Raw genomic sequence first — 19,067 nt, 5'->3', positions numbered from 1 at the left:
ATGATGAAGGCTTTTAACCCTTTGGCTAGTTTGGCCGGTATTGTTGTTTTGGCTGGTGGCGCATCCAAACGTATGGGTACGCCCAAAGCGGAGCTCGTTTTGCCGACAGGGGAGCGCCTATTAGATTATCATGTCCGTCATGCACTTGAGCTAAATGCAGTGAATACGAATCTGCCTATTATGATTGCAGACAACGGACGCGGTTTTGAGGTTGATGTAAAACTCATGAAAAGCCGGCCACATTCACCAGCTTTTCATATCTCTGATTATGTTGCTCATGAGAGCGATGAGCAGATGGATACGGCTGGTGCATTGGCTGCTATAGAGTCTGCTATGCAAAGATTGATAGCTATCAATAGCTCAGAAGTCACTCAAGTCAGTCCGTCATCATGGCTGCTGGTTGTCAGCTGTGACAGTTTGATACCAGTGACTGACTTATGGCGCGAATTGCAACAAGCGACTGTTCAAGCTGTTGATAAAAAAGCGATTTGTTTGACAGATGCGCATCATTTATATCCATTATTGGGGCTTTATCAGTTAAGTATTGAGCCTGATTTACAAGCCTATATCGATAGTCATCAGCGCCGAGTAATACCGTTTATTAAGCCGATTGTACAACCTGTACCCTTTGCAAAGAGCTGGCAGCACTTGACCAATTTTAATACCCCTGAAGATTTTGAGCAGGCATGTGTGGCTTTAAGTAATTTATAAAAAGTCTATTGAGAGAAATTATCAATGAATATTAGTAGCCAAGAAACCAATCAATCTGCCTTATCCCATCTAGACAGCGACGGTGACATCACCATGGTCGATGTGAGTGACAAAACTGCCACGACACGCGAAGCTTACGCTGTTGGACAAGTGCGCTTTCCAAGCGAGATTTATACCCAAATTAAAGCAGCGGATGGCATGACCAAAAAGGGCAGTATCACCCAAACGGCGCATATCGCTGGCATCATGGCGGCGAAACGTACGCACGATCTTATTCCACTTTGTCATCCATTGCCGTTAGATAAGATTGGTTTGAGTTTTGACTATGATGATGCCAGCCACAGTATTGATGTGAGCGCAACTGTCAAAGTGACCCATAAAACAGGGGTTGAGATGGAAGCGTTGACAGCGGTCAGTGTGGCTTGTCTGACTATTTATGATATGACCAAAGCACTGTCACATGACATTATTATTGATGGTGTTCGTCTGATTAAAAAGACAGGTGGCAAGTCTGATTATCAACATAAATAAGACTATCAGCATAAATAAATAGCATCGTTCAATTTTGTTTGAATATTTAGCGATATAATAAATATGAAGCTCGACAGCTTGTAATGAATAGAAGGTTTTATGAGTACTACGGATGTGATGGATAATACTGATATAGAAAAAAATAGTGACTCATTGATGACTATCAACGTTTTGTACTTTGCAAGCTTAGCTGATGAAGCAGGCTGCTCGCAGGAAAACATTAGCATAGATCAGTCAGCATCACTCACTGAGTTGTATCAACAGTTGACGCAAAAACATCGTTTTAGTCGCCCGCAGTCAGATCTACGCGTGGCGGTGAACGATTATTTCGTTAAATGGACAGACCCTATTTATGATGGTGATAGCGTGGTGTTTATCACACCAGTTGCTGGTGGTTAGATAGGTGCTCACTCATATTTTAAAAGCCTAGTATAAAAGCCCAATATAAAATAAGTAGAGAAAGTAAATGACAGATAATGTTCACAGTCATTCGATGACTATCAAACGTAGCGTAGATGATGTCTATGCAGTCGCTGAGCGTGATGGCTTTGCGTTATTAGATGTAGCAATTGATGAAGACAGACTCAAAAAAATTCTTGATGATGACAGCTGCGGCGCGTTTGTATGTTTTGAAGGAAGAGTACGCAATCATAATAATGCTACTAGTGTTAATCGTTTGACTTATTATGGTTATGAGGATTTAGCAATCAATCAAGGCCGGGCTATTATAGAAGAGGCCAAAAAACGTTTTGAGATTACGCATGCTATAGCGATACACCGTATTGGTCCTTTGGAGATCGGCGATGTAGCTATTTGGGTAGGTGTGGTTTCTGCGCATCGTTACCCAGCCTTTGATGCATGCCGCTGGATATTAGACACGGTAAAAGCAGATATTCCCGTCTGGAAACAAGAGTATTATCAGGACGACTCTTCTAAATGGTTGAGTAATAATGGGTAGGTTGACCGTTGCTGTCTCTGTCTTTACTGGTTTAATATTGATGTTAAGCGCTTGTACGCAAGAGAGTGATACTGATATAGAGTCTGCGACTAAATTATCTGAGACTAGTCCAACTTTACGTATCGCTGCCGCTGCTAATTTGTCTGATGTGTTACCTGATATTATTAAGGGTTATCAGGCAGATAAAGCTCTAGATGATCAAAGCATCGATGTGACTTATGCTTCGTCAGGCAAATTATATACTCAGATTAAAGCAGGCGCTCCCTATGATATTTATTTATCAGCCAATCAAGAGTTTCCTGCCAAGCTAGCCAAAGAAAAGGCAAGTCAGGTTAATGGCTCTAATGACACAACCTATCAGCTATTTACTTATACACAAGGTCAGTTGGCGCTGTATAGTGTGTCCAAACCCTTAGATAAAATCTATACAGCATCGCTATCTGATGTATTGATGAATGACGATAACGCTAAAATAACCATCGCCAATCCTGAACTTGCTCCGTATGGCACATCGGCAAAAGCGTATCTACAATCACAACATATCTATGAGTTTTTAAGTCAGAAAAAACGAATCATACAGGCAGAAAACATCAGTCAAGCTTTTCAGTATGCACATACAGCTAGTGTCGATTATGGTTTCGTTGCGCAGTCACAGCTCGTCGCTATCAAAGCCGAGCCTGAGCAGTTTATGACACTAAAGCCAGATACTTATCCTGCTATTTTACAAGATGGTATCGTAATCAGCGATTCAAATAGGGCAGTAGATTTTTCTGACTACTTACGTTCAGCCGTAGGGCAGCAGTATTTTTCGCAAGCAGGTTATTTGTCCGTGCAGTAGCTAAATATAGTCCTTATCTTGACCACATTGAGAAATGAGCAGTGATACTATGATAGATCCATCGCTTATGTCAGCTATGCTGAGTCCATTTTGGGTAAGTGTTAAGCTGGCTAGTGTCACCACTTTATGTTTATTGCTATTTGCCACACCTGTGGCGTATTGGCTTGCTAAACCTAGTCGCCACCACTTTGTGGCACGGTTTAAAGTTTTGCTCATGGGCATTATTGCGATGCCGCTCGTTTTGCCGCCTACCGTTATAGGTTTTTATCTTTTATTATTGTTCAGCCCCAGTGCTGGAATGGGTAAATGGCTGAGCGAGCATGGCATCAGTCCCTTGATTTTCACCTTTGAAGGTTTGGTGATTGGCTCTATTATTTATTCGTTACCTTTTTATATTCAGCCAGTTTATGCGCAATTCATACGTATTCCGCATAGCGTTATGGATGTGGCACGATTATTAGAGCCGAGCCGTTTTAAGCGGTTTGTCAGAGTCGCGTTACCACAAGCGCGCATCGGTATTGTGCTCGGTAGCTTGATTGGCTTTGCTCATACGATTGGAGAGTTCGGTGTCGTATTGATGATCGGCGGTAGTATTTCAGATGAGACCAAAGTAATATCAATTGCGATATACGAGCAAGTAGAAGCGCTTAATTATGAGGCCGCACACATGATGTCAGGCTTTCTTATTATTATCGGTGTGTTTATGGTGGTTTTGATTGCTAGTTTGAGTCGCATGCACCAGAGCTCATAACACTTAAACGAACTAGCGAGTCTTTATTTTCTCACTAGTAGAGGCATCGGTCAGTTTGAGGGCACTTATCAGAGTAAAGATACTAGTAATTGCCATTAGAATTTCTGAGCAAAGTCCAAATCATTTGAATATGCAAATAGAGCGGGTGCGCCGCCTGTATGCCAAAACAAAACGCTGTCAGTTTTTTTAATTACTCCTATGCGAATCATATCTATTAGCCCGCCCATCGCTCTGCCTGTATAGACAGGATCTAACAGTATGCCCTCAGTTTGTGCTGTCAGGGCAATCGCTTCGTTTTCTAATGCACCAACCACACCATAACCTTCTCCGACATAGTCAGAGTTTAGTATTAAGTCCGACTCTGAAAACTCATAATCTGCACCGATTAACTTTGCCGTACGGTTAGCAAGAGAAAGCGTGTACTGATCAAACGGAACTTTGTCCGTTTCACCTTTATCAATATTGATGCCTACTATTTGGCAAGGTGAGTTGAACGCTTTTTTACCAAGCATTAAGCCAGCTTGTGTTCCTCCAGAGCTTGAAGCAAAAATAATATGAGTAAAGGATAGATTCATACTTTTGCGTTGCGACTCTAGCTCTTTATAGGCTTCTACAAATGCTAAAGCACCCAGCTCATTTGAGCCACCATAAGGCACAACGTAAGGTTTTTTACCTTGGGTTATTAATTGTTCGACAATGTCAGGAATATCCTCGCCCTTGCGATTGGCGCCTGCCCAGTGGATATGACAACCGAAGATTTTATCTAGCAACAAATTGCCGCTGGCTTGCGCAGGCTCTTTGCCACCTAAGACTAAATGGCACTCCAGTCCCAAACTTGCAGCAGCAGCGGCAGTCTGGCGACAATGGTTCGATTGCGCAGCACCCGCAGTGACAATCGTATCAGCACCTTTAGCCAGTGCATCACCGATAATAAATTCAAGCTTGCGCGTTTTATTACCACCCAATGCGAGTCCAGTATTGTCGTCTCTTTTCATAAAAATGGTAGGGCCATCAAGCTTTTTGCTCAACTTGCTAAGCGCTACTAAAGGCGTTGGAAAAAATCCTAAAGACTCTCTAGCGATGTGGTAGTAGTTCATATTTTTCCCATTTTATAATAAAAGATATGACAGATAAGTTTGACTCAAATTCACTACTGGTTTGGACGTCATTGACTAAAGACAAACCAAATCGCCCCATGCAATATTGAATATTAGCATGAGGCTATTTTTAGATAAACAGCTATTTAAAAGTGCAGTTTAACCAATGCACTAGGTGTATTTTGAGTTTGATCACTACCATATTTATTTCTCCAGTAGCTATATTCCATACCGACTTCTAGGCGGTTATCAATGCCCAGTGTATCCTGTAAGTTATATTTTATCTGTGGATTGATATGCAGTTGATCTTTTAAGTCATCGTTATTAAACGAATAGTCCACATAACCATCAATGACGATGTTGTTTTTTTCCCAGCCATAAGTCAATGTGATTTGTTGGTCATCATCCGTATTGTCATTAAAGACATGGTATATAGACGCGGATGCGTATTTCATACCTGGAATAGGTACATTTAGGTCTGCACCAACACCGACCATATAGTTGTCTTGGCTAAAGCCCGTACTGTTTGAGCCAAACTCGTATTGACCTGCTAAGTTAACTTGTTTGATAAAACTGTCATCAAAGGTTTGTAATTTGAATTTAGGCGCGAACTCACCATACGTTTCTTTATATTTATTATTATCACTATCGCTAGCACCTTGATGGCGATCAACAAAGAAAAACACGCCGCCCCAAGTATGGGTAGAGGCATGCTCTAGTGTGATGGTCGTTAATTCACCATCTTCTACCAGCTCATAATCGTCACCATATAGGATAGACAGACTGGTGTCGCTAAAGAGTACCTTAGCATGAGTATTACTCATGGCTCCCAATGCGACAATAGTAACTAAAGCTGTGGTTAGTGGTTTGATCAAGAATAGGTTTTTTTTAACGTTACTTTTGGAGGCTTGGATAGATAGGGGTAGGCTTGCAGATAAGTTGTAATGCACAGTAGTACTCCTTTATATACAGTCATTGGCCTTAGCAGGCTCGATATCATGGTAGAAATAGCTTTGATGTTCTATCAAAAATCTATCTACATTGCTAAGGAGAAATCTCAGTCAACTTGCAGTACAAATTAACTATAACGAAGATGAATACGCCAAATATAAGCGTGTTTCATATTGCAAAAATTCACACGATTACTGTAGTTTTGTTGCAACATTTTTTAACACTCCGAAACAGTTAAGCATTTTTTATAATCACTGACAACGATATATTTACTATGAATACAATGTCTTAGAGTGTTCTAAGTTTTTGATATTGTCTAAGTTTTTGATTTAATTAATTTAACTGACCATTTGGTCAGGAAAATAAATTTTGTAAGGAAAAGTGATTGTAGATAATAGTTGGGCTGTTTGATGACTGGCGGAAAACAGAGTTATTGAGGACAAGAAAAAAACGTGATTGATAGAAAGGGTGGTGATAAATAGAGGTGGAATGGGCGATATACCCTAGTATGTCAGAATTTTTAGACACAAAAAAACCTCAAGTAAACTAATACTTGAGGCGAAACTTGCTTAAACTCGTAAGTTTAAATTTGTTTTAAATATGGCGCAGCGGACGGGACTCGAACCCGCGACCTCCGGCGTGACAGGCCGGCATTCTAACCAACTGAACTACCGCTGCTTAGGTCGTTTAGCTTTTTTACCACAAGCTATTAAGTGGTGGGTGATGACGGATTCGAACCGCCGACATTCTGCGTGTAAGGCAGACGCTCTACCAACTGAGCTAATCACCCTGAGAAGCGTTCAAAAATTGCACCGTAATTTTAGCTTCGCAAGACAAAATCTTTTAAATAAGATTTTGTGTATTGCTTCATTAATATAAGCTGTCACACTTAAATTAACTTTATCAGCTAGGATTGATTAACTCCCCTTGCTGTGGATGTGTATTATATAGATTTACACATGGCTGTCAAACGGTTTTTAAAAAAAATAGTAAATAATTTAAAATGCTTTATAAATATCATTTTAAACAGTAGCTTACTGATTGTATTTATTCGCTTTTTTATAAATAGGCTTATTGTGATTGGTTATTGTTTGGTAGCCAAAATCTACGATATAGTCATGCCACTATAAAATTATTACGGCGTTAACCTCGCTTGAAGTATTAGATATACGTCTACGATCGGTTGCCTTGTACTACTTTTAAATTGAATCGACTATACTGTTGATGCTTTACTGCTTATGCTTTATTTTTTTATTTTGATTGTTGGAGGCGGGCATAGATAATTCTACGGTTGAACAAACCTTTGCGACCTGGTCTTGGGGATACTTTGCGGGATGGGGTCTGGTATTACATATTGTTTTAATGATAGTGATGACGCTACGGGTTGTCTCCGTACAGCGTAACATAGGTGTGTCTATTGCTTGGGTTGCTGTGCTTTATACTCTACCTGTTTTTGGACTTATCGCGTATATATTGCTCGGTGAGCCGATGATTGGGCGGCGCTATCGTGAGCGTGTCGACCAAGCAAGCCTATTGATGAATGATATGGCGCGGCGTGAGAACCTCGTGTTTGATAAAGGCCAAGACTTGCTAACAGATAACTATCGCGGTGTCAGTCAGATAGGTACGCGTTGGACAGGATTGGGTGTGTTTCCCAATCATAGTATGCAGCTATTAACAGCTCCTAATACGATTTTTCAGAGGTTGATTGAGGACATCAATGCCGCACAAAGCATTATTCTGATGGAGTTTTATATTATTTATCCAAAGGGACAAGTGTTAGAGGTAATAGAAGCTTTGTCAGCAGCATCGCAGCGCGGCGTAGAGTGTCATATATTGGCTGATAGTGTGGGCAGTTTTAGCTTTTTTAATAGTGGTGCGCATCGTACATTAGAGAAAGCAGGTGTTTTCGTTCATCAGTCGCTGCCAGTGGGACTATTTAAGACATTGTTTAAGCGCTCAGATTTGCGCAATCATCGAAAAATGGTGGCTATTGATGAGTATATCGGATATATCGGTAGCTTTAATTTGGTTGACCCCAGATTCTTTAAACAAAATAAAAATGTTGGACAGTGGATTGATGTGGCGATACGTACAACCAGCCAACACTCTATAAGTATCACGACAGCCATGGCAATAGTAGTGGCGACGGATATCGGTGCTGAAAATAATGATAACCTACATGCGCTCAACCAGCGAGTGAATGGCTATACTCGTAAGCTATATGTGATGAATCCGACAATCAATGATCTAAACAGCCGAGTGAAGGTATTAGGTGAAGCGGTTGACTGTCATGAGCAGCCTGATATTGGCTCTACATCCATTGTCATACCAAAAATGCCTGTCGTAGACAATGTGCTAGCTCAGCTGATACCTTCTGCACCGCAAGTGACCGCTCATGTTATTTATAATACCTTGGTAACGGTGATTCATCGCGCTAATAAACGCATTTGCATCACTACGCCTTATTTTGTACCTGATGAAGCATTGTCAGGCGCATTAACGACAGCGGCTAAGCGTGGAGTGGATGTCACACTGATTGTGCCTGAAAAGGTTGACTCTTTTCTCGTGCAGCATGCCTCGCAGGCTTATTATCAAGAGCTGTTGGATGCGGGTGTGACTATTGCTTTATTTAAAGGCGGGTTGTTGCATACTAAAACGGTGGTGGTCGATGACGATTACTGTCTGTTCGGTACGGTGAATATCGATATGCGCAGTTTTTATCTTAATATGGAAGTTAGTCTGGCTATTTATACGCCAGAGATGGTTACTCAAGTGGCTGATTGTCAAGAAGTCTATTTGCAAAATTGCCGATTTTTGAATTTGGAAGATTGGCAGCAGCGCCGCGGTACAGAGCGACTGTTTGACAATGTCGTTCGCTTGTTTAGTCCTTTATTGTAGCCTTTTTGATTTTAGGGTAAGGTGAGCTGTCTATCTCATTTTCATTACTATGTGTAAAATGAAGACACGCCTTAAAATAATGACAGATTTTATAGTAATTTTGTTTTTCTTATTATTGACTTACTTCTATACAGGACTCGCTTGACTATGTCTGCATCACCTATCACGCCTTTTGATTATATTGCCGAAGGCTATTGGCAAGATTTTCTAGCTGGACGTGCTATCGCTGGTGGCATCGCTTATGAGACTGAACTTCGTAATTGTACGTTGGATGAATCGCTAGCCAGTTTACAGCGTGTCGATACATTGCTATCACAAATCCGCCGTGAAATGATTAAAGTTGGACAGTGGGACGAAAACACGCTACTCGTTGATGAGCGCTATCGCAACTTTATGATGTTTTTAGCATTTTATGCCGGACGAGTGTTGGCACAGCAATGGCAAAGTACACCGCATTGGTACGGACAGTTTGAGATACATAAGCGCTATCCTGAGCTACCTCTTATAACTGATGATTTTTATCAGCATATGGCAGTCATCTACCGTGATGCTTCTGATACTCAAAAAACAACGTCATTGTTTTTTGCCTTAGAGCCGATAGGATTGCGTTTGTTTGGTCACATTGATAGGCCGTTTGAAGCCGTAAAAGGTGGCCAAGTGGCTAGTGGCTTGTATCAAGCCGTAAGCTCAAATCTGCCAATATCAGATGATGCTCAAGTAGCTCCAGCCGTTAGCTCAGTAAGAGCAGTCATGCCAGCCAAGCCTATCATACAAAATACCAGTAAGCGTACGTCAGAAGATGCTTATTTGAATACGGCAAAGGCAGCCAGTCAGAATGAGGTATTGAAAACAGACTCATTGACTGATATGCCCGTACCTAAGGCTGTATCAAAGTCTGAAAACGACAATCACCCAATCCAGCCTACACTGTCTAAAGTGACACCATCAGTAGAAACGACTAAATCAGTAGACAGTACTAAGCCAGAAGGTATTGCATCCGTAGACTCTACATCAAACGAAACAATACCTTTGTCAAAAAGCGCACCAACGCCAGATATGTTTACGCAGTTGCTTATAGAGTTGAATGAGATAGAGGTGGCGCAGACGTCGGGTCATGATGAATATCATCAATCTTCCACCGTGTTAGAGCAGTTTGAACAACACATTGCCAAACAAACTAAAGCACGTGCGCAAGTGGTGTTTTCAGAGAGTCAGATGGCTGCAAAGAAAAAAGCACTCTCAAAATTACAAGTTGCTGCTAATGCTGGAAATACTGCTGCAATGCTACGGTTAGCGATGTATGAGCTGCTTAATGAAGGTCTTGCAGCGGACAAAAATGCTTCGGCAGAATCAGGTACAGCATGGGTTAAACAAGCCGCTAGTAAAAATGATAGCCGTGCACAGCGCTTGTTAAGCAAGATGTACTACCAAGGTATCGGTGTGGTACAAGATATCGATAATGGTAAATACTGGTTAGAGCAAGCTGCTGAAAATGGTCACACGGAAGCAGCGAAGATTGTCATGCAATGGCAGCAAGCGCAAGCATTAATCACCACACAAAAACAAGAGCAGCATAGTACTAAGCGATACCAGTTATTATTGGTTGCCGTGATAGTCATTGCATTATTGATAATACTCATTGTTTAAGTGTGGTAGCTAGGGTGTGTCTTTAGTTCAATCGATAATCATTTAGATGAGTTAGAAATGGCTACATCCTGCCAAATGGCGTCAAATATCTGACTACTTACCTTGATATTATCTGCGCTATCTTTATTGTTTGACGGTCATTTATCTCATTTTTATCACCACTTTTAAAATGAGGACACACCCTAAACTACAGGTCTATGTAAAGGTTTACGGCTACTTGACTAAGACGTGCTATAAAAGTTTATTGTTGAGCGCCAAATTCAGGTAAAATTGGCGCGTTTTTTGCTGCTATTTTCTCCTATTTGATCAATTACTAATCTAGGCTGTTTCATGCCATCTTCTGATACCTCACCTGATTATTCCTCACAAGCGACTGGCTCTGTTGATTCCGTTAATTCTATATCGTTCATGAGACATGCTGTTTATAAGCCGCCTGCTTATTATCAACTGGCGATTGGACTATTGAAGCCGTTATATCGACTGCAAGTATGGCGAAGATCGCATAAGCGTGAGAACTATCAACAAGAAGTGGAGCAGCGTTTTGGTAAAAACTATCCATCAAGCCCAACGGTGTATGCAAGTACGGTTATGCCAATGGCTCAGGGCAATGCTAATGACAATGCTAATAAGGGTATCGTTTGGTGTCATGCTGTCTCATTGGGCGAGACCAATACCGTTGCACCGTTACTGGACAGGTTATTGGCTCATGGTTATCAGGTATGGTTGACCAATACCACGCAGACGGGGTTTGCTCGTGGTGCTAGCCGTTTCGCTGATGATATTGCTCAAGGTCGCATGAGTCATAGCTACGTGCCTGTAGACAGTCCTACCGTGATAGAGCAGTTCTTAAATCATGTACAGCCTACCGTTGCCTTGTTTGTAGAAACAGAGCTTTGGGCGAATATTTTAACCAAGCTCTCAGAACATCGTATTCCTAGTATCTTAGTTAATGGTCGGCTATCAGCATCTTCGTTTAAAAGTTACCAAAAGATAGGTGCGGTTAGTAGCAGTATGATGAAAAATCTGGCGTTGATTATTGCGCAAGACAATGACTCTGCTAAACGTTTTCGGCAATTGGGAGCCGATAGCGCACAAATTCGTGTGGCAGGTTCTTTAAAATGGGTGATTAATACGCCTAAAACAAGTATTTCTAAAACCAATGTTTCTAAAATCAGTGCTCCTACCAGCAGTATTTCTCAAACTAACTTCTTGGAGAGCGATGACGCTGTTGCTGAAATGAAGGCGAGCGATGCAGCAGGCAAAAGTAGCGAAATACTAGACCAAAAAGTTAAACTGGCACAAGCGTTTGGAACAACTGAGCGACCAGTTTGGGTAGCAGCAAGTACGCATAGCGGTGAAGAAGAGACGGTATTGTCACTACATAAGCATCTACTATCTAATCCAGCGCTTGCTAACACGCTACTAATTATCGTACCGCGACATCCTGAGCGTTTTAACGAAGTGGCAGCGCTCATTGAAAAGTCAGAATTAACAATGACACGGCGCAGTGCAGACCAGGGCATTAACCCTGAGACACAAGTTTATTTGGCTGATAGCATGGGTGAGCTGATGACTTGGTATGCATTAGCAGATGTGGCGCTAGTTGGTGGGTCGTTGGTCGATGTCGGTGGTCACAATCCTGTCGAGCCAGCGAGCGTAGCAACACCTGTGATAATGGGTGGTTATACACAATCTTGCCAAGTGGTGGTTGATAAATTGTCTGAAGTAGGTGCGCTGTATCAACCACATAACACCTTTTATCACCCTGTTACTCAGGACGCAATAAGTACCACAAGCTCGCTGAATACCGATAAAAATGATGATATAGAACTTATTTATCAGCAGTTGTTATCTTGGTTGAGTCATCTTGATGTAGCAAAACAGGCAGGACAAGCTGGCGAGCAGATGACCGTGCAACAACAAGCAGTATTGATACGTCAATTTACGATGATTGAAGACGTTATCGAGCAGTATGCCAAACAAGAGATACTATGAACTGTATATTATTGCCCGATACTAGCTTTTCGCATGACTCTGCGCAAATCAGTGAGTCATCACAGGTCAATCATGTCCATAACGTACTCGCCGCAAAAGTCGGTGATACACTAAAGATTGGTCAGCTAGGTGGTCAGCTAGGCACGGCAATCATTGAAAATATCTGCTCGGATAGCATTCAGTTGGGTGATGTTCAACTGACTACTGAACCTCCACCCAAGTTAGACTTAACCGTCATATTGGCACTGCCACGTCCTAAAGTGTTACGACGCTTGATAATGGATATGACCGCACTTGGCGTACGAGATATCATTCTTATCAATAGCTATCGCACACAAAAAAGCTATTGGCAAAGTCCAATGCTGGCACGGCTTGACGAGTTTTTATTAGAAGGACTACAACAAGGCGTCGATACGATAGCACCTCGAATTAGCTTAGAAAAACGCTTTAAGCCATTTGTCGAAGATAAGCTGGCAAGTATTATGACCCACCGAGGTATTGTTGCGCACCCTTATAGTGAGCAGTCATTTGCACAGTATTTGCGACACCAGCAATCATCATCTACAGCAAAAAACTTACCCAGCTTAGTCTGTATCGGCGCTGAGGGTGGTTGGATAGATTATGAGATAGCAATGCTTGCCGCGCAGGGTTGTGAAGCTGTCAATATTGGTTCACGTATCTTGCGGACAGAAGCCGCTGTGAATGCTATCTTAGGACAGTGGCTGCTACAGTGAACTTCAAAAAAAGGAACCCTAAAAAAGCTCAAAAAGTATTAAAAAATCTATGACTGTTTGGATTGTCAGAACCAGCAAGTGTAGGCTTTAAATAGCCATCGTTATATCTGTTGCTAGATGTGTTTTTGAATAAGACAAATGTATTGATAATTAATCTCATTTCTATTAGTATGTTGTTTTGAAGTATTGCGGTGTTACTATCCTAACAGTCAGGGTTTTTATAGCTGTTTTGCCTTGTCGCCATCTTATCTTTCCGTTGTATTATTGTGGGGAAAACCATGTCACTGAATACCATTAGCGCTAACCTAACTTCTACTAAGCTCGTCTTACCTGTTGCTATATTGGGTATGATGTTGGGATTAGCGGGTTGTAATAACTCATCTACAACAGAAGAAAGTGCGGAGACAGATACAGCAGCAGATAGTAGTGAACAGCAAGCTGCGAATGGTGATGTTACGAGTGCAGACGGTCAAACAGTGACTATTTATTCTTCACGTAACGAGCAGTTAATTAAGCCATTGCTAGATCGCTATACCGAACAAACAGGTGTGAAGGTTGAGCTAGTCACAGACAGCACTGGTCCGCTCATGGCACGGCTAAAAGCAGAAGGTCAGAATACACCCGCTGATATGCTTTTGACCGTTGATGCTGGTAACTTATGGCAAGCTGCACAGCAAGGTTTGCTACAGCCAGTATCGTCTACTGTATTGGAAGCTAACGTTCCTGCAAAATACCGTGATCCACAAGGTCAGTGGACCGGTTTGTCATTACGTGCTCGCACTATCTTTTATGACCCAAGCAAAGTCAGTGCTGACCAGTTATCTACTTATGCAGATTTGGCCGATCCAAAGTGGAAAGGTAAGTTATGCCTACGCACGTCTAAGAAGGTCTATAACCAATCACTTGTGGCCAGTATGATGGAGCACTTGGGTCAAGAAAAAACGGAAGAAATCGTTCGTGGTTGGGTAGATAATTTAGCCACTGATGTGTTCAGTGATGATACCAGTATGCTTGAAGCCATCGCTGCTGGTCAGTGCGAAGTAGGTGTGGCGAATAGTTATTATTATGGTCGCATACTAGATGAAAAACCAGATTTCCCTGTCAATATATTTTGGGCAAACCAAGGCACGACTGGTACGCATGTCAATATCTCAGGTGCTGGTGTAGTGGCAAGCTCAGACAATCCAGATGGTACGCTTAAATTGATAGAGTGGTTGTCATCTGATGAGGCACAAGGTCTTTATGCCAGCTCAGATAAAGAATTCCCAGTGAAAGAAGGTGTTGATGAGTCAGATATGCTCAGATCATGGGGTCCGTTCAATAAAGATGATATCAGTGTGCAAAAGTTTGGTGAGCTACAAACCCAAGCGATTCAATTAATGGACAAAGCAGGTTATAAATAGAAATCATAAATAATACCAATCTCAAAACGACCGTGACGAAGTTTGATAGCGTTTACGGTATTTTGGGATTTGATTTTATATAAGGTTTCTATACGTATGACACGGTAATAATTTATGAGCACAACGCCAGATGCGTCTGTACGCAACAGTGCTACAGTCGATGACATTAGCAGAAATAGTGCTAGTATCGACAAACATCACATGGTCAGTCAAGACCATGCCACTCGGAAATGTATCTTTTCAAAATCAGTCTTAGGGCTGATTTCGTTGTTTATGCTTGTGCCAATTGTGATTGTGCTGTTGTCGTGGACGCAGCCAGTTGCCGATATTTGGACGCACATGGCAGAGTATGTGCTGCCGCAAGTCCTAAAAAACACCGCGACTTTATTGTTAATGGTCACGGTTGTTTCTGGTACGGTCGGTACCGTACTTGCGTGGATAACCAGTATGTATCGCTTCCCTGGGCAGCGGTTTTTTTCGTGGGCGCTAATGTTGCCGCTAGCGATACCGGCTTATGTCTTGGCATTTGTTACCTTGGGTATTGTTGATTTTAGTGGGCCATTGCAGACAGGTTTGCGTGATTTAGGTATTAATACAGCAATTCCTTCGGTTCGTAATATCTGGGGTGCCGGTCTAGTCTTGTCTTTAGCCTTTTATCCTTACGTTTATTTACTGGCGCGCCAAGCGTTTTTATCGCAGGGTAGGCGCGCGATTGAAGCAGGGCAAATGCTGGGTTTAACTCGTGGTCGCGTGTTTTTCCGGTTGGCACTGCCACAAGCACTACCGTGGATCATCGGCGGATTACTACTGGCCAGTATGGAAACGCTTGCAGATTTTGGCGCGGTGTCAGTATTCAATGTCGATACTTTTACCACGGCCATTTATAAAGCATGGTTTGGCTTCTTTAGCTTGACCACTGCGGCACAGCTGGCAGCCTTATTAATCGGTATGGTGTTTATCGTTGTGTTGTTTGAGCAGTATTGGCAGGCAAAGCGTGGCAACTCTATCACTCAAGGTAGTAATCAGCGCTTTGAAGCCAGGACCTCTGCCAAATGGGCCATGACGTTATTATGCACAATGATTTTTGCAGTGGCTTTCTTTATACCGTTTTTGCAACTTATCTATTGGACGGCGTTGAATTTCAGGCAGGATTTTGATGCCCGTTACATTGATTTTGTGACCAATAGCATCATGATTGCGAGTATGACCACGATTTTTATCGCCTTTTTGGCGGTTATTATTGCTTGGATTAAGCGTCAGTATCCTGATAGATCAACCAAGCTAATGACCACGTTGGCCAATTTGGGTTATGTGGTGCCCGGCACGGTCTTGGCTGTCGGCATATTTATTCCCATTGCTTGGTTAGACAATCAGATGATTGCTTTTGGCATTACGTCGCAGCAGCTGCTATCAAGTAGCGTGATTGTTATGTTACTGGCGTTGTCTACGCGCTTTATGACCGTTAGTTTTCAGCCGGTGGATCGCCAATTACAGCGATTGACCATCAATCAAGAAGCGGCTGCCAAACTGCTGAGTGATAGTGCTTATCAACGATGGCGACATGTGATGTTGCCAGTGCTGAGTCCTGGTGTACTAACTGCATTATTAATGGGCTTTGTTGAAGTCATGAAAGAGATGCCAATTACGTTAATGACTCGGCGGCAAGGCTGGGATACGTTGGCGGTTCGAGTGTTTGAGATGACCAGTGAAGGTATGTGGGGACGTGCTGCATTACCAAGCTTATTGATAGTGTTGGTCGGATTGCTGCCTGTTTGGATATTATTGCGTCAAAGTGACAAACAAAGTTAACCTTGATTGTCTGAAATAAGTCGAAAATATTCAAACGTTTCCATCACGTTTTATCCATCGTTCTACGAGTTTTATTTATTAATCGCTAACTGCTAACTGGTACTGTCTATGCACACGGATCTAACTAAAAACTTATCAGACTCTCAAGCAACAAGTACTAAGCCAACAAGTGCTAAGCCAATAGAGCCTCAGTCTACTAGCAGGTTGGCGCAAGACCGTGGTTTTAGCTCAGATACCAAAGACGCTGCTGATCCTTATTTTAGTGTGCAAGATTTAATCGTGGGCTATGACGATACGATCATCGTCAATGGACTGTCATTAGAATTACAGCAAGGCGAGATTGGTTGCTTTTTGGGGTATAGCGGTTGCGGAAAAACCACGGCATTACGTGCGATTGCAGGGCTAGAAGAAAGTCGCGGTGGCCGTATTCAATTAAACAATCAGTGCCTAACGGATAAAACGGCTCGTACCTCATTTGCCGTAGTACCAGCCAAACGTGACATGGGTATGGTGTTTCAGGACTATGCGTTATTTGGTCACCTAAGTGTGGCAAAAAATATCGCTTTTGGCCTCAACAAATGGTCTGCCACTGACAAAAAAGCCCGTGTGGCTGAGATGCTAAGCCTTGTCGAATTAACCGAGCATGCGGACAAACGTCCTAGTGAACTCTCAGGTGGTCAGCAGCAACGGGTAGCACTCGCACGTGCACTAGCGCCAAATCCCAAACTTTTGCTATTGGATGAACCGTTTTCAAACCTAGATGTGGTGCTACGCGAGTCATTGGCTATGAATGTTCGTGATATTCTAAAACGTACCAATACCACCGCTATATTAGTGACGCATGATCAAAACGAAGCGTTTGCATTGGCGGATAAAGTCGGCGTCATGAGTGAGGGTAAGCTGGTGCAGTGGGCAACGCCGAGTGAGCTTTATCATGAGCCTATTAGTCCGTTTGTCGCCGAGTTCGTGGGCGAGGGGGCGATGATAGATGGCATCATCAAAGAAGGTCATGTTGAGACGGCACTCGGTGATATCTATCGCCGTATGGAAGTCTATGATGAGTCTGGTCACCCACAGCATTGCGAGTATGATTATCCAAATGGCACACTAATTAAAGTGCTGGTACGTCCTGATGATATCATTCATGACGATGACAGTACGCAGACAGCACTGATTATCGGACGTGTGTTTCGCGGGGCGAATTACTTATACCGCTTACAACTTGACGATGGACAGACCGTACTATCGCTAGTTCCTAGTCATCATAATCATGAGATAGGTACGCGCATCGGTATCTTACCGATGCTTGAGCATGTGGTTGTATTCGATGAAAAAAACATCAATGCCACCACATGGTCAGAGTATGATGGGTCAGGGGCGGCGTAGACAAAGGATATATAGGAACTGCATAGATAAAACTGCATAGACAAAACAGTTGGCTGAGCTCAATTTAGTCTCTTATTTTATTGGCTCATTATTGCTATGTTTTTCGGGTGGCCAGTATATGCAAATAACGTCCCAGCCACTTATACGGCTCTAGTTGTGAGTAACGCAGCTCCATCCGTATTACCGCTTCTGGATCTGTATGTCCGCCACGTTTGAGTGGTGAATAATCATGAAACACACGCAGTCCACTGGTACGAACCGTTTGATAATGATGGGCGACTAACCAGGATTCCACCTCTTGTTTAGCCACAGGGTGATTGGGTGTCAGGCTTTTCTTATTATCAGCTTTATATTCGGTATTATCGAGTAAGTTGAAATTTCCCATAATCAGGTTGCGATAATCGAAGCTAGCAGGGTTATAGAAGCACAGTGATAGTGCACCACTATCTGTTAGTTGGCGATCAAAAAAGTCCATAACCATTGCAGGTTCTGCCAACCACTCAAGCAATGCGTGACATAAAATTAAATCAAATTTTTCTGTGCCTACCTGAGCCAGCTTGTCCTCAAGCGATTGATACGGACAAACATACCAGTTGATATCAAGCTTTTGATCCAACTGTGCAGCACTTGTCTTGGCTTTTTCTAGCATGTTTTCTGATATGTCATTGATGATGACCGTATGACCTTGTTTTGCAAGCTCAATAGCAATCTGTGCAAGTCCTGCACCCACATCTAAGATACGTAAATGTCTGCCAAGATCTTTGCTCATTTGGGCGCAATGCTCAAAGATATCACGGCGCAGTACCGCCAATCGAATGTCACCTTTTAGACCACCATAGACTTTTTTTTCAAAGTGATCAGCGATGGCGTCAAAGTTGCGGTCAGTACGTGTGTCTTCTGATGGTATGGAGTGATTTGAATCAGATTGGTGGTTTTGATGTTTAGTTGGCATAAGGCATTCATATCAATAAGTAAGAGGGTTAAAGTAATAAAACTATGGATGACAATCTAGCGTTTCAAACGTCTATTAATTACCCATTTAAAAACGACCTTCGCTAAAACAATAACGATAAGTACTACGATAACAAATACCCAGATACCATTACCTTGTAGGTTTTTTTGATAGGCTTTTGCTAAGTATGCAGATAAAGCCATGGCGACTAAAAGTGCTCCCCAACGGACATAGGGGACAGCACGATTATTATGGTTAGGAAAGTTAGTGACATAATCGCTTGAAAAACTATATAGCACCATTGCTAAAATCCAAACAATCGCAAGAATGATATCCATAATAAAAGTAGCCTGTTAGTTTGTTATTTAAGTGTTCTATAAGATTAAGTTAGTGTAGCGGTTAG

Annotated in this window: 17 protein-coding genes and 2 tRNA genes; 13 read left to right on the top strand and 6 right to left on the bottom strand. The window is 42.3% G+C overall.

Translation table 11 applies throughout. The features are described from left to right. From mobA to modB, 6 genes are all read left to right on the top strand, one after another. Complete coding sequence (gene mobA / locus ACT3SX_RS05200; protein ID WP_192519107.1) at positions 1–711, top strand: molybdenum cofactor guanylyltransferase; 711 nt, start codon at positions 1–3, stop codon at positions 709–711. Between the two features lie 24 nt (positions 712–735). Beyond that, entirely contained in the window at positions 736–1,242 is a 507-nt protein-coding gene (moaC, locus tag ACT3SX_RS05195; protein WP_192519106.1) for a cyclic pyranopterin monophosphate synthase MoaC, read from the top strand. A gap of 99 nt (positions 1,243–1,341) precedes the next feature. Then, positions 1,342–1,641 (top strand): MoaD/ThiS family protein, encoded by a 300-nt coding sequence (locus ACT3SX_RS05190; RefSeq protein ID WP_225739148.1) that lies wholly within the window; start codon positions 1,342–1,344, stop codon positions 1,639–1,641. Between the two features lie 67 nt (positions 1,642–1,708). Continuing rightward, on the top strand, positions 1,709–2,200 hold the full coding sequence (locus ACT3SX_RS05185) for a molybdenum cofactor biosynthesis protein MoaE (RefSeq protein ID WP_192519105.1): 492 nt from the start codon (positions 1,709–1,711) through the stop codon (positions 2,198–2,200). Further along, complete coding sequence (gene modA / locus ACT3SX_RS05180) at positions 2,193–3,038, top strand: molybdate ABC transporter substrate-binding protein (RefSeq protein WP_192519104.1); 846 nt, start codon at positions 2,193–2,195, stop codon at positions 3,036–3,038. Before ACT3SX_RS05185 ends, modA begins: the two co-directional genes overlap by 8 nt. A gap of 49 nt (positions 3,039–3,087) precedes the next feature. Then, the gene (gene modB / locus ACT3SX_RS05175) at positions 3,088–3,789 is read left to right on the top strand and encodes a molybdate ABC transporter permease subunit (protein WP_192519103.1); all 702 of its coding nucleotides are present in this window, start codon (positions 3,088–3,090) and stop codon (positions 3,787–3,789) included. A gap of 95 nt (positions 3,790–3,884) precedes the next feature. Here modB and ACT3SX_RS05170 read toward each other — a convergent pair whose 3' ends face one another. From ACT3SX_RS05170 to ACT3SX_RS05155, 4 genes are all read right to left on the bottom strand, one after another. Beyond that, positions 3,885–4,886 carry a D-cysteine desulfhydrase family protein gene (locus tag ACT3SX_RS05170; RefSeq protein ID WP_192519102.1) on the bottom strand — a complete coding sequence of 334 codons (1,002 nt, stop codon included), beginning with the start codon at positions 4,884–4,886 and terminating at the stop codon, positions 3,885–3,887. 146 nt (positions 4,887–5,032) lie between these two features. Continuing rightward, positions 5,033–5,836 (bottom strand): DUF5020 family protein, encoded by an 804-nt coding sequence (locus ACT3SX_RS05165; RefSeq protein ID WP_318779524.1) that lies wholly within the window; start codon positions 5,834–5,836, stop codon positions 5,033–5,035. A 602-nt stretch (positions 5,837–6,438) separates the two neighbouring features. After that, a tRNA-Asp gene (locus ACT3SX_RS05160) sits at positions 6,439–6,515 on the bottom strand. A gap of 36 nt (positions 6,516–6,551) precedes the next feature. Then, positions 6,552–6,627 (bottom strand) — tRNA-Val (locus tag ACT3SX_RS05155). A gap of 473 nt (positions 6,628–7,100) precedes the next feature. On the opposite strand from ACT3SX_RS05155, the gene ACT3SX_RS05150 reads away from it, so the two are divergent. The 7 genes from ACT3SX_RS05150 to ACT3SX_RS05120 all read left to right on the top strand — a co-directional run bounded on the left by ACT3SX_RS05150 (position 7,101) and on the right by ACT3SX_RS05120 (position 17,712). Further along, positions 7,101–8,738 carry a cardiolipin synthase gene (locus ACT3SX_RS05150; protein WP_192519117.1) on the top strand — a complete coding sequence of 546 codons (1,638 nt, stop codon included), beginning with the start codon at positions 7,101–7,103 and terminating at the stop codon, positions 8,736–8,738. 147 nt (positions 8,739–8,885) lie between these two features. Then, positions 8,886–10,385 carry a tetratricopeptide repeat protein gene (locus tag ACT3SX_RS05145; RefSeq protein WP_192519101.1) on the top strand — a complete coding sequence of 500 codons (1,500 nt, stop codon included), beginning with the start codon at positions 8,886–8,888 and terminating at the stop codon, positions 10,383–10,385. 330 nt (positions 10,386–10,715) lie between these two features. Further along, the gene (locus ACT3SX_RS05140; protein ID WP_192519100.1) at positions 10,716–12,380 is read left to right on the top strand and encodes a 3-deoxy-D-manno-octulosonic acid transferase; all 1,665 of its coding nucleotides are present in this window, start codon (positions 10,716–10,718) and stop codon (positions 12,378–12,380) included. Continuing rightward, on the top strand, positions 12,377–13,114 hold the full coding sequence (locus ACT3SX_RS05135) for a 16S rRNA (uracil(1498)-N(3))-methyltransferase (RefSeq protein ID WP_192519099.1): 738 nt from the start codon (positions 12,377–12,379) through the stop codon (positions 13,112–13,114). The genes ACT3SX_RS05140 and ACT3SX_RS05135 overlap by 4 nt, the downstream gene beginning before the upstream one ends. A gap of 278 nt (positions 13,115–13,392) precedes the next feature. Then, entirely contained in the window at positions 13,393–14,517 is a 1,125-nt protein-coding gene (locus ACT3SX_RS05130) for an extracellular solute-binding protein (protein ID WP_192519098.1), read from the top strand. Positions 14,518–14,631: 114 nt separating this feature from the next. Then, complete coding sequence (locus ACT3SX_RS05125; RefSeq protein WP_442069580.1) at positions 14,632–16,326, top strand: ABC transporter permease; 1,695 nt, start codon at positions 14,632–14,634, stop codon at positions 16,324–16,326. 108 nt (positions 16,327–16,434) lie between these two features. Further along, positions 16,435–17,712, top strand: a complete 1,278-nt coding sequence (locus ACT3SX_RS05120) for an ABC transporter ATP-binding protein (protein ID WP_225739146.1) — start codon at positions 16,435–16,437, stop codon at positions 17,710–17,712. A gap of 94 nt (positions 17,713–17,806) precedes the next feature. Here ACT3SX_RS05120 and ACT3SX_RS05115 read toward each other — a convergent pair whose 3' ends face one another. Together ACT3SX_RS05115 and ACT3SX_RS05110 are read right to left on the bottom strand one after the other, a co-directional pair. Continuing rightward, entirely contained in the window at positions 17,807–18,664 is an 858-nt protein-coding gene (locus ACT3SX_RS05115; protein ID WP_192519096.1) for a methyltransferase domain-containing protein, read from the bottom strand. Positions 18,665–18,720: 56 nt separating this feature from the next. Beyond that, positions 18,721–19,002, bottom strand: coding sequence for a hypothetical protein (locus ACT3SX_RS05110; RefSeq protein ID WP_192992260.1), 282 nt, complete (start codon positions 19,000–19,002; stop codon positions 18,721–18,723). Positions 19,003–19,067 lie beyond the last annotated feature (65 nt).

Source organism: Psychrobacter sp. AOP31-B2-9, assembly GCF_052378005.1.
Taxonomy (GTDB): domain Bacteria; phylum Pseudomonadota; class Gammaproteobacteria; order Pseudomonadales; family Moraxellaceae; genus Psychrobacter.
This window is presented reverse-complemented; position numbering and strand designations above follow the sequence as displayed.

Bases quoted from the DNA above. Each gene is read 5' to 3' on its own strand.
- mobA (WP_192519107.1), top strand. From the start codon at position 1: ATGATGAAGGCTTTTAACCCTTTGGCTAGTTTGGCCGGTATTGTTGTT.
- moaC (WP_192519106.1), top strand. From the start codon at position 736: ATGAATATTAGTAGCCAAGAAACCAATCAATCTGCCTTATCCCATCTA.
- ACT3SX_RS05190 (WP_225739148.1), top strand. From the start codon at position 1,342: ATGAGTACTACGGATGTGATGGATAATACTGATATAGAAAAAAATAGT.
- ACT3SX_RS05185 (WP_192519105.1), top strand. From the start codon at position 1,709: ATGACAGATAATGTTCACAGTCATTCGATGACTATCAAACGTAGCGTA.
- modA (WP_192519104.1), top strand. From the start codon at position 2,193: ATGGGTAGGTTGACCGTTGCTGTCTCTGTCTTTACTGGTTTAATATTG.
- modB (WP_192519103.1), top strand. From the start codon at position 3,088: ATGATAGATCCATCGCTTATGTCAGCTATGCTGAGTCCATTTTGGGTA.
- ACT3SX_RS05170 (WP_192519102.1), bottom strand. From the start codon at position 4,886: ATGAACTACTACCACATCGCTAGAGAGTCTTTAGGATTTTTTCCAACG.
- ACT3SX_RS05145 (WP_192519101.1), top strand. From the start codon at position 8,886: ATGTCTGCATCACCTATCACGCCTTTTGATTATATTGCCGAAGGCTAT.
- ACT3SX_RS05140 (WP_192519100.1), top strand. From the start codon at position 10,716: ATGCCATCTTCTGATACCTCACCTGATTATTCCTCACAAGCGACTGGC.
- ACT3SX_RS05135 (WP_192519099.1), top strand. From the start codon at position 12,377: ATGAACTGTATATTATTGCCCGATACTAGCTTTTCGCATGACTCTGCG.
- ACT3SX_RS05130 (WP_192519098.1), top strand. From the start codon at position 13,393: ATGTCACTGAATACCATTAGCGCTAACCTAACTTCTACTAAGCTCGTC.
- ACT3SX_RS05125 (WP_442069580.1), top strand. From the start codon at position 14,632: ATGAGCACAACGCCAGATGCGTCTGTACGCAACAGTGCTACAGTCGAT.
- ACT3SX_RS05120 (WP_225739146.1), top strand. From the start codon at position 16,435: ATGCACACGGATCTAACTAAAAACTTATCAGACTCTCAAGCAACAAGT.
- ACT3SX_RS05115 (WP_192519096.1), bottom strand. From the start codon at position 18,664: ATGCCAACTAAACATCAAAACCACCAATCTGATTCAAATCACTCCATA.
- ACT3SX_RS05110 (WP_192992260.1), bottom strand. From the start codon at position 19,002: ATGGATATCATTCTTGCGATTGTTTGGATTTTAGCAATGGTGCTATAT.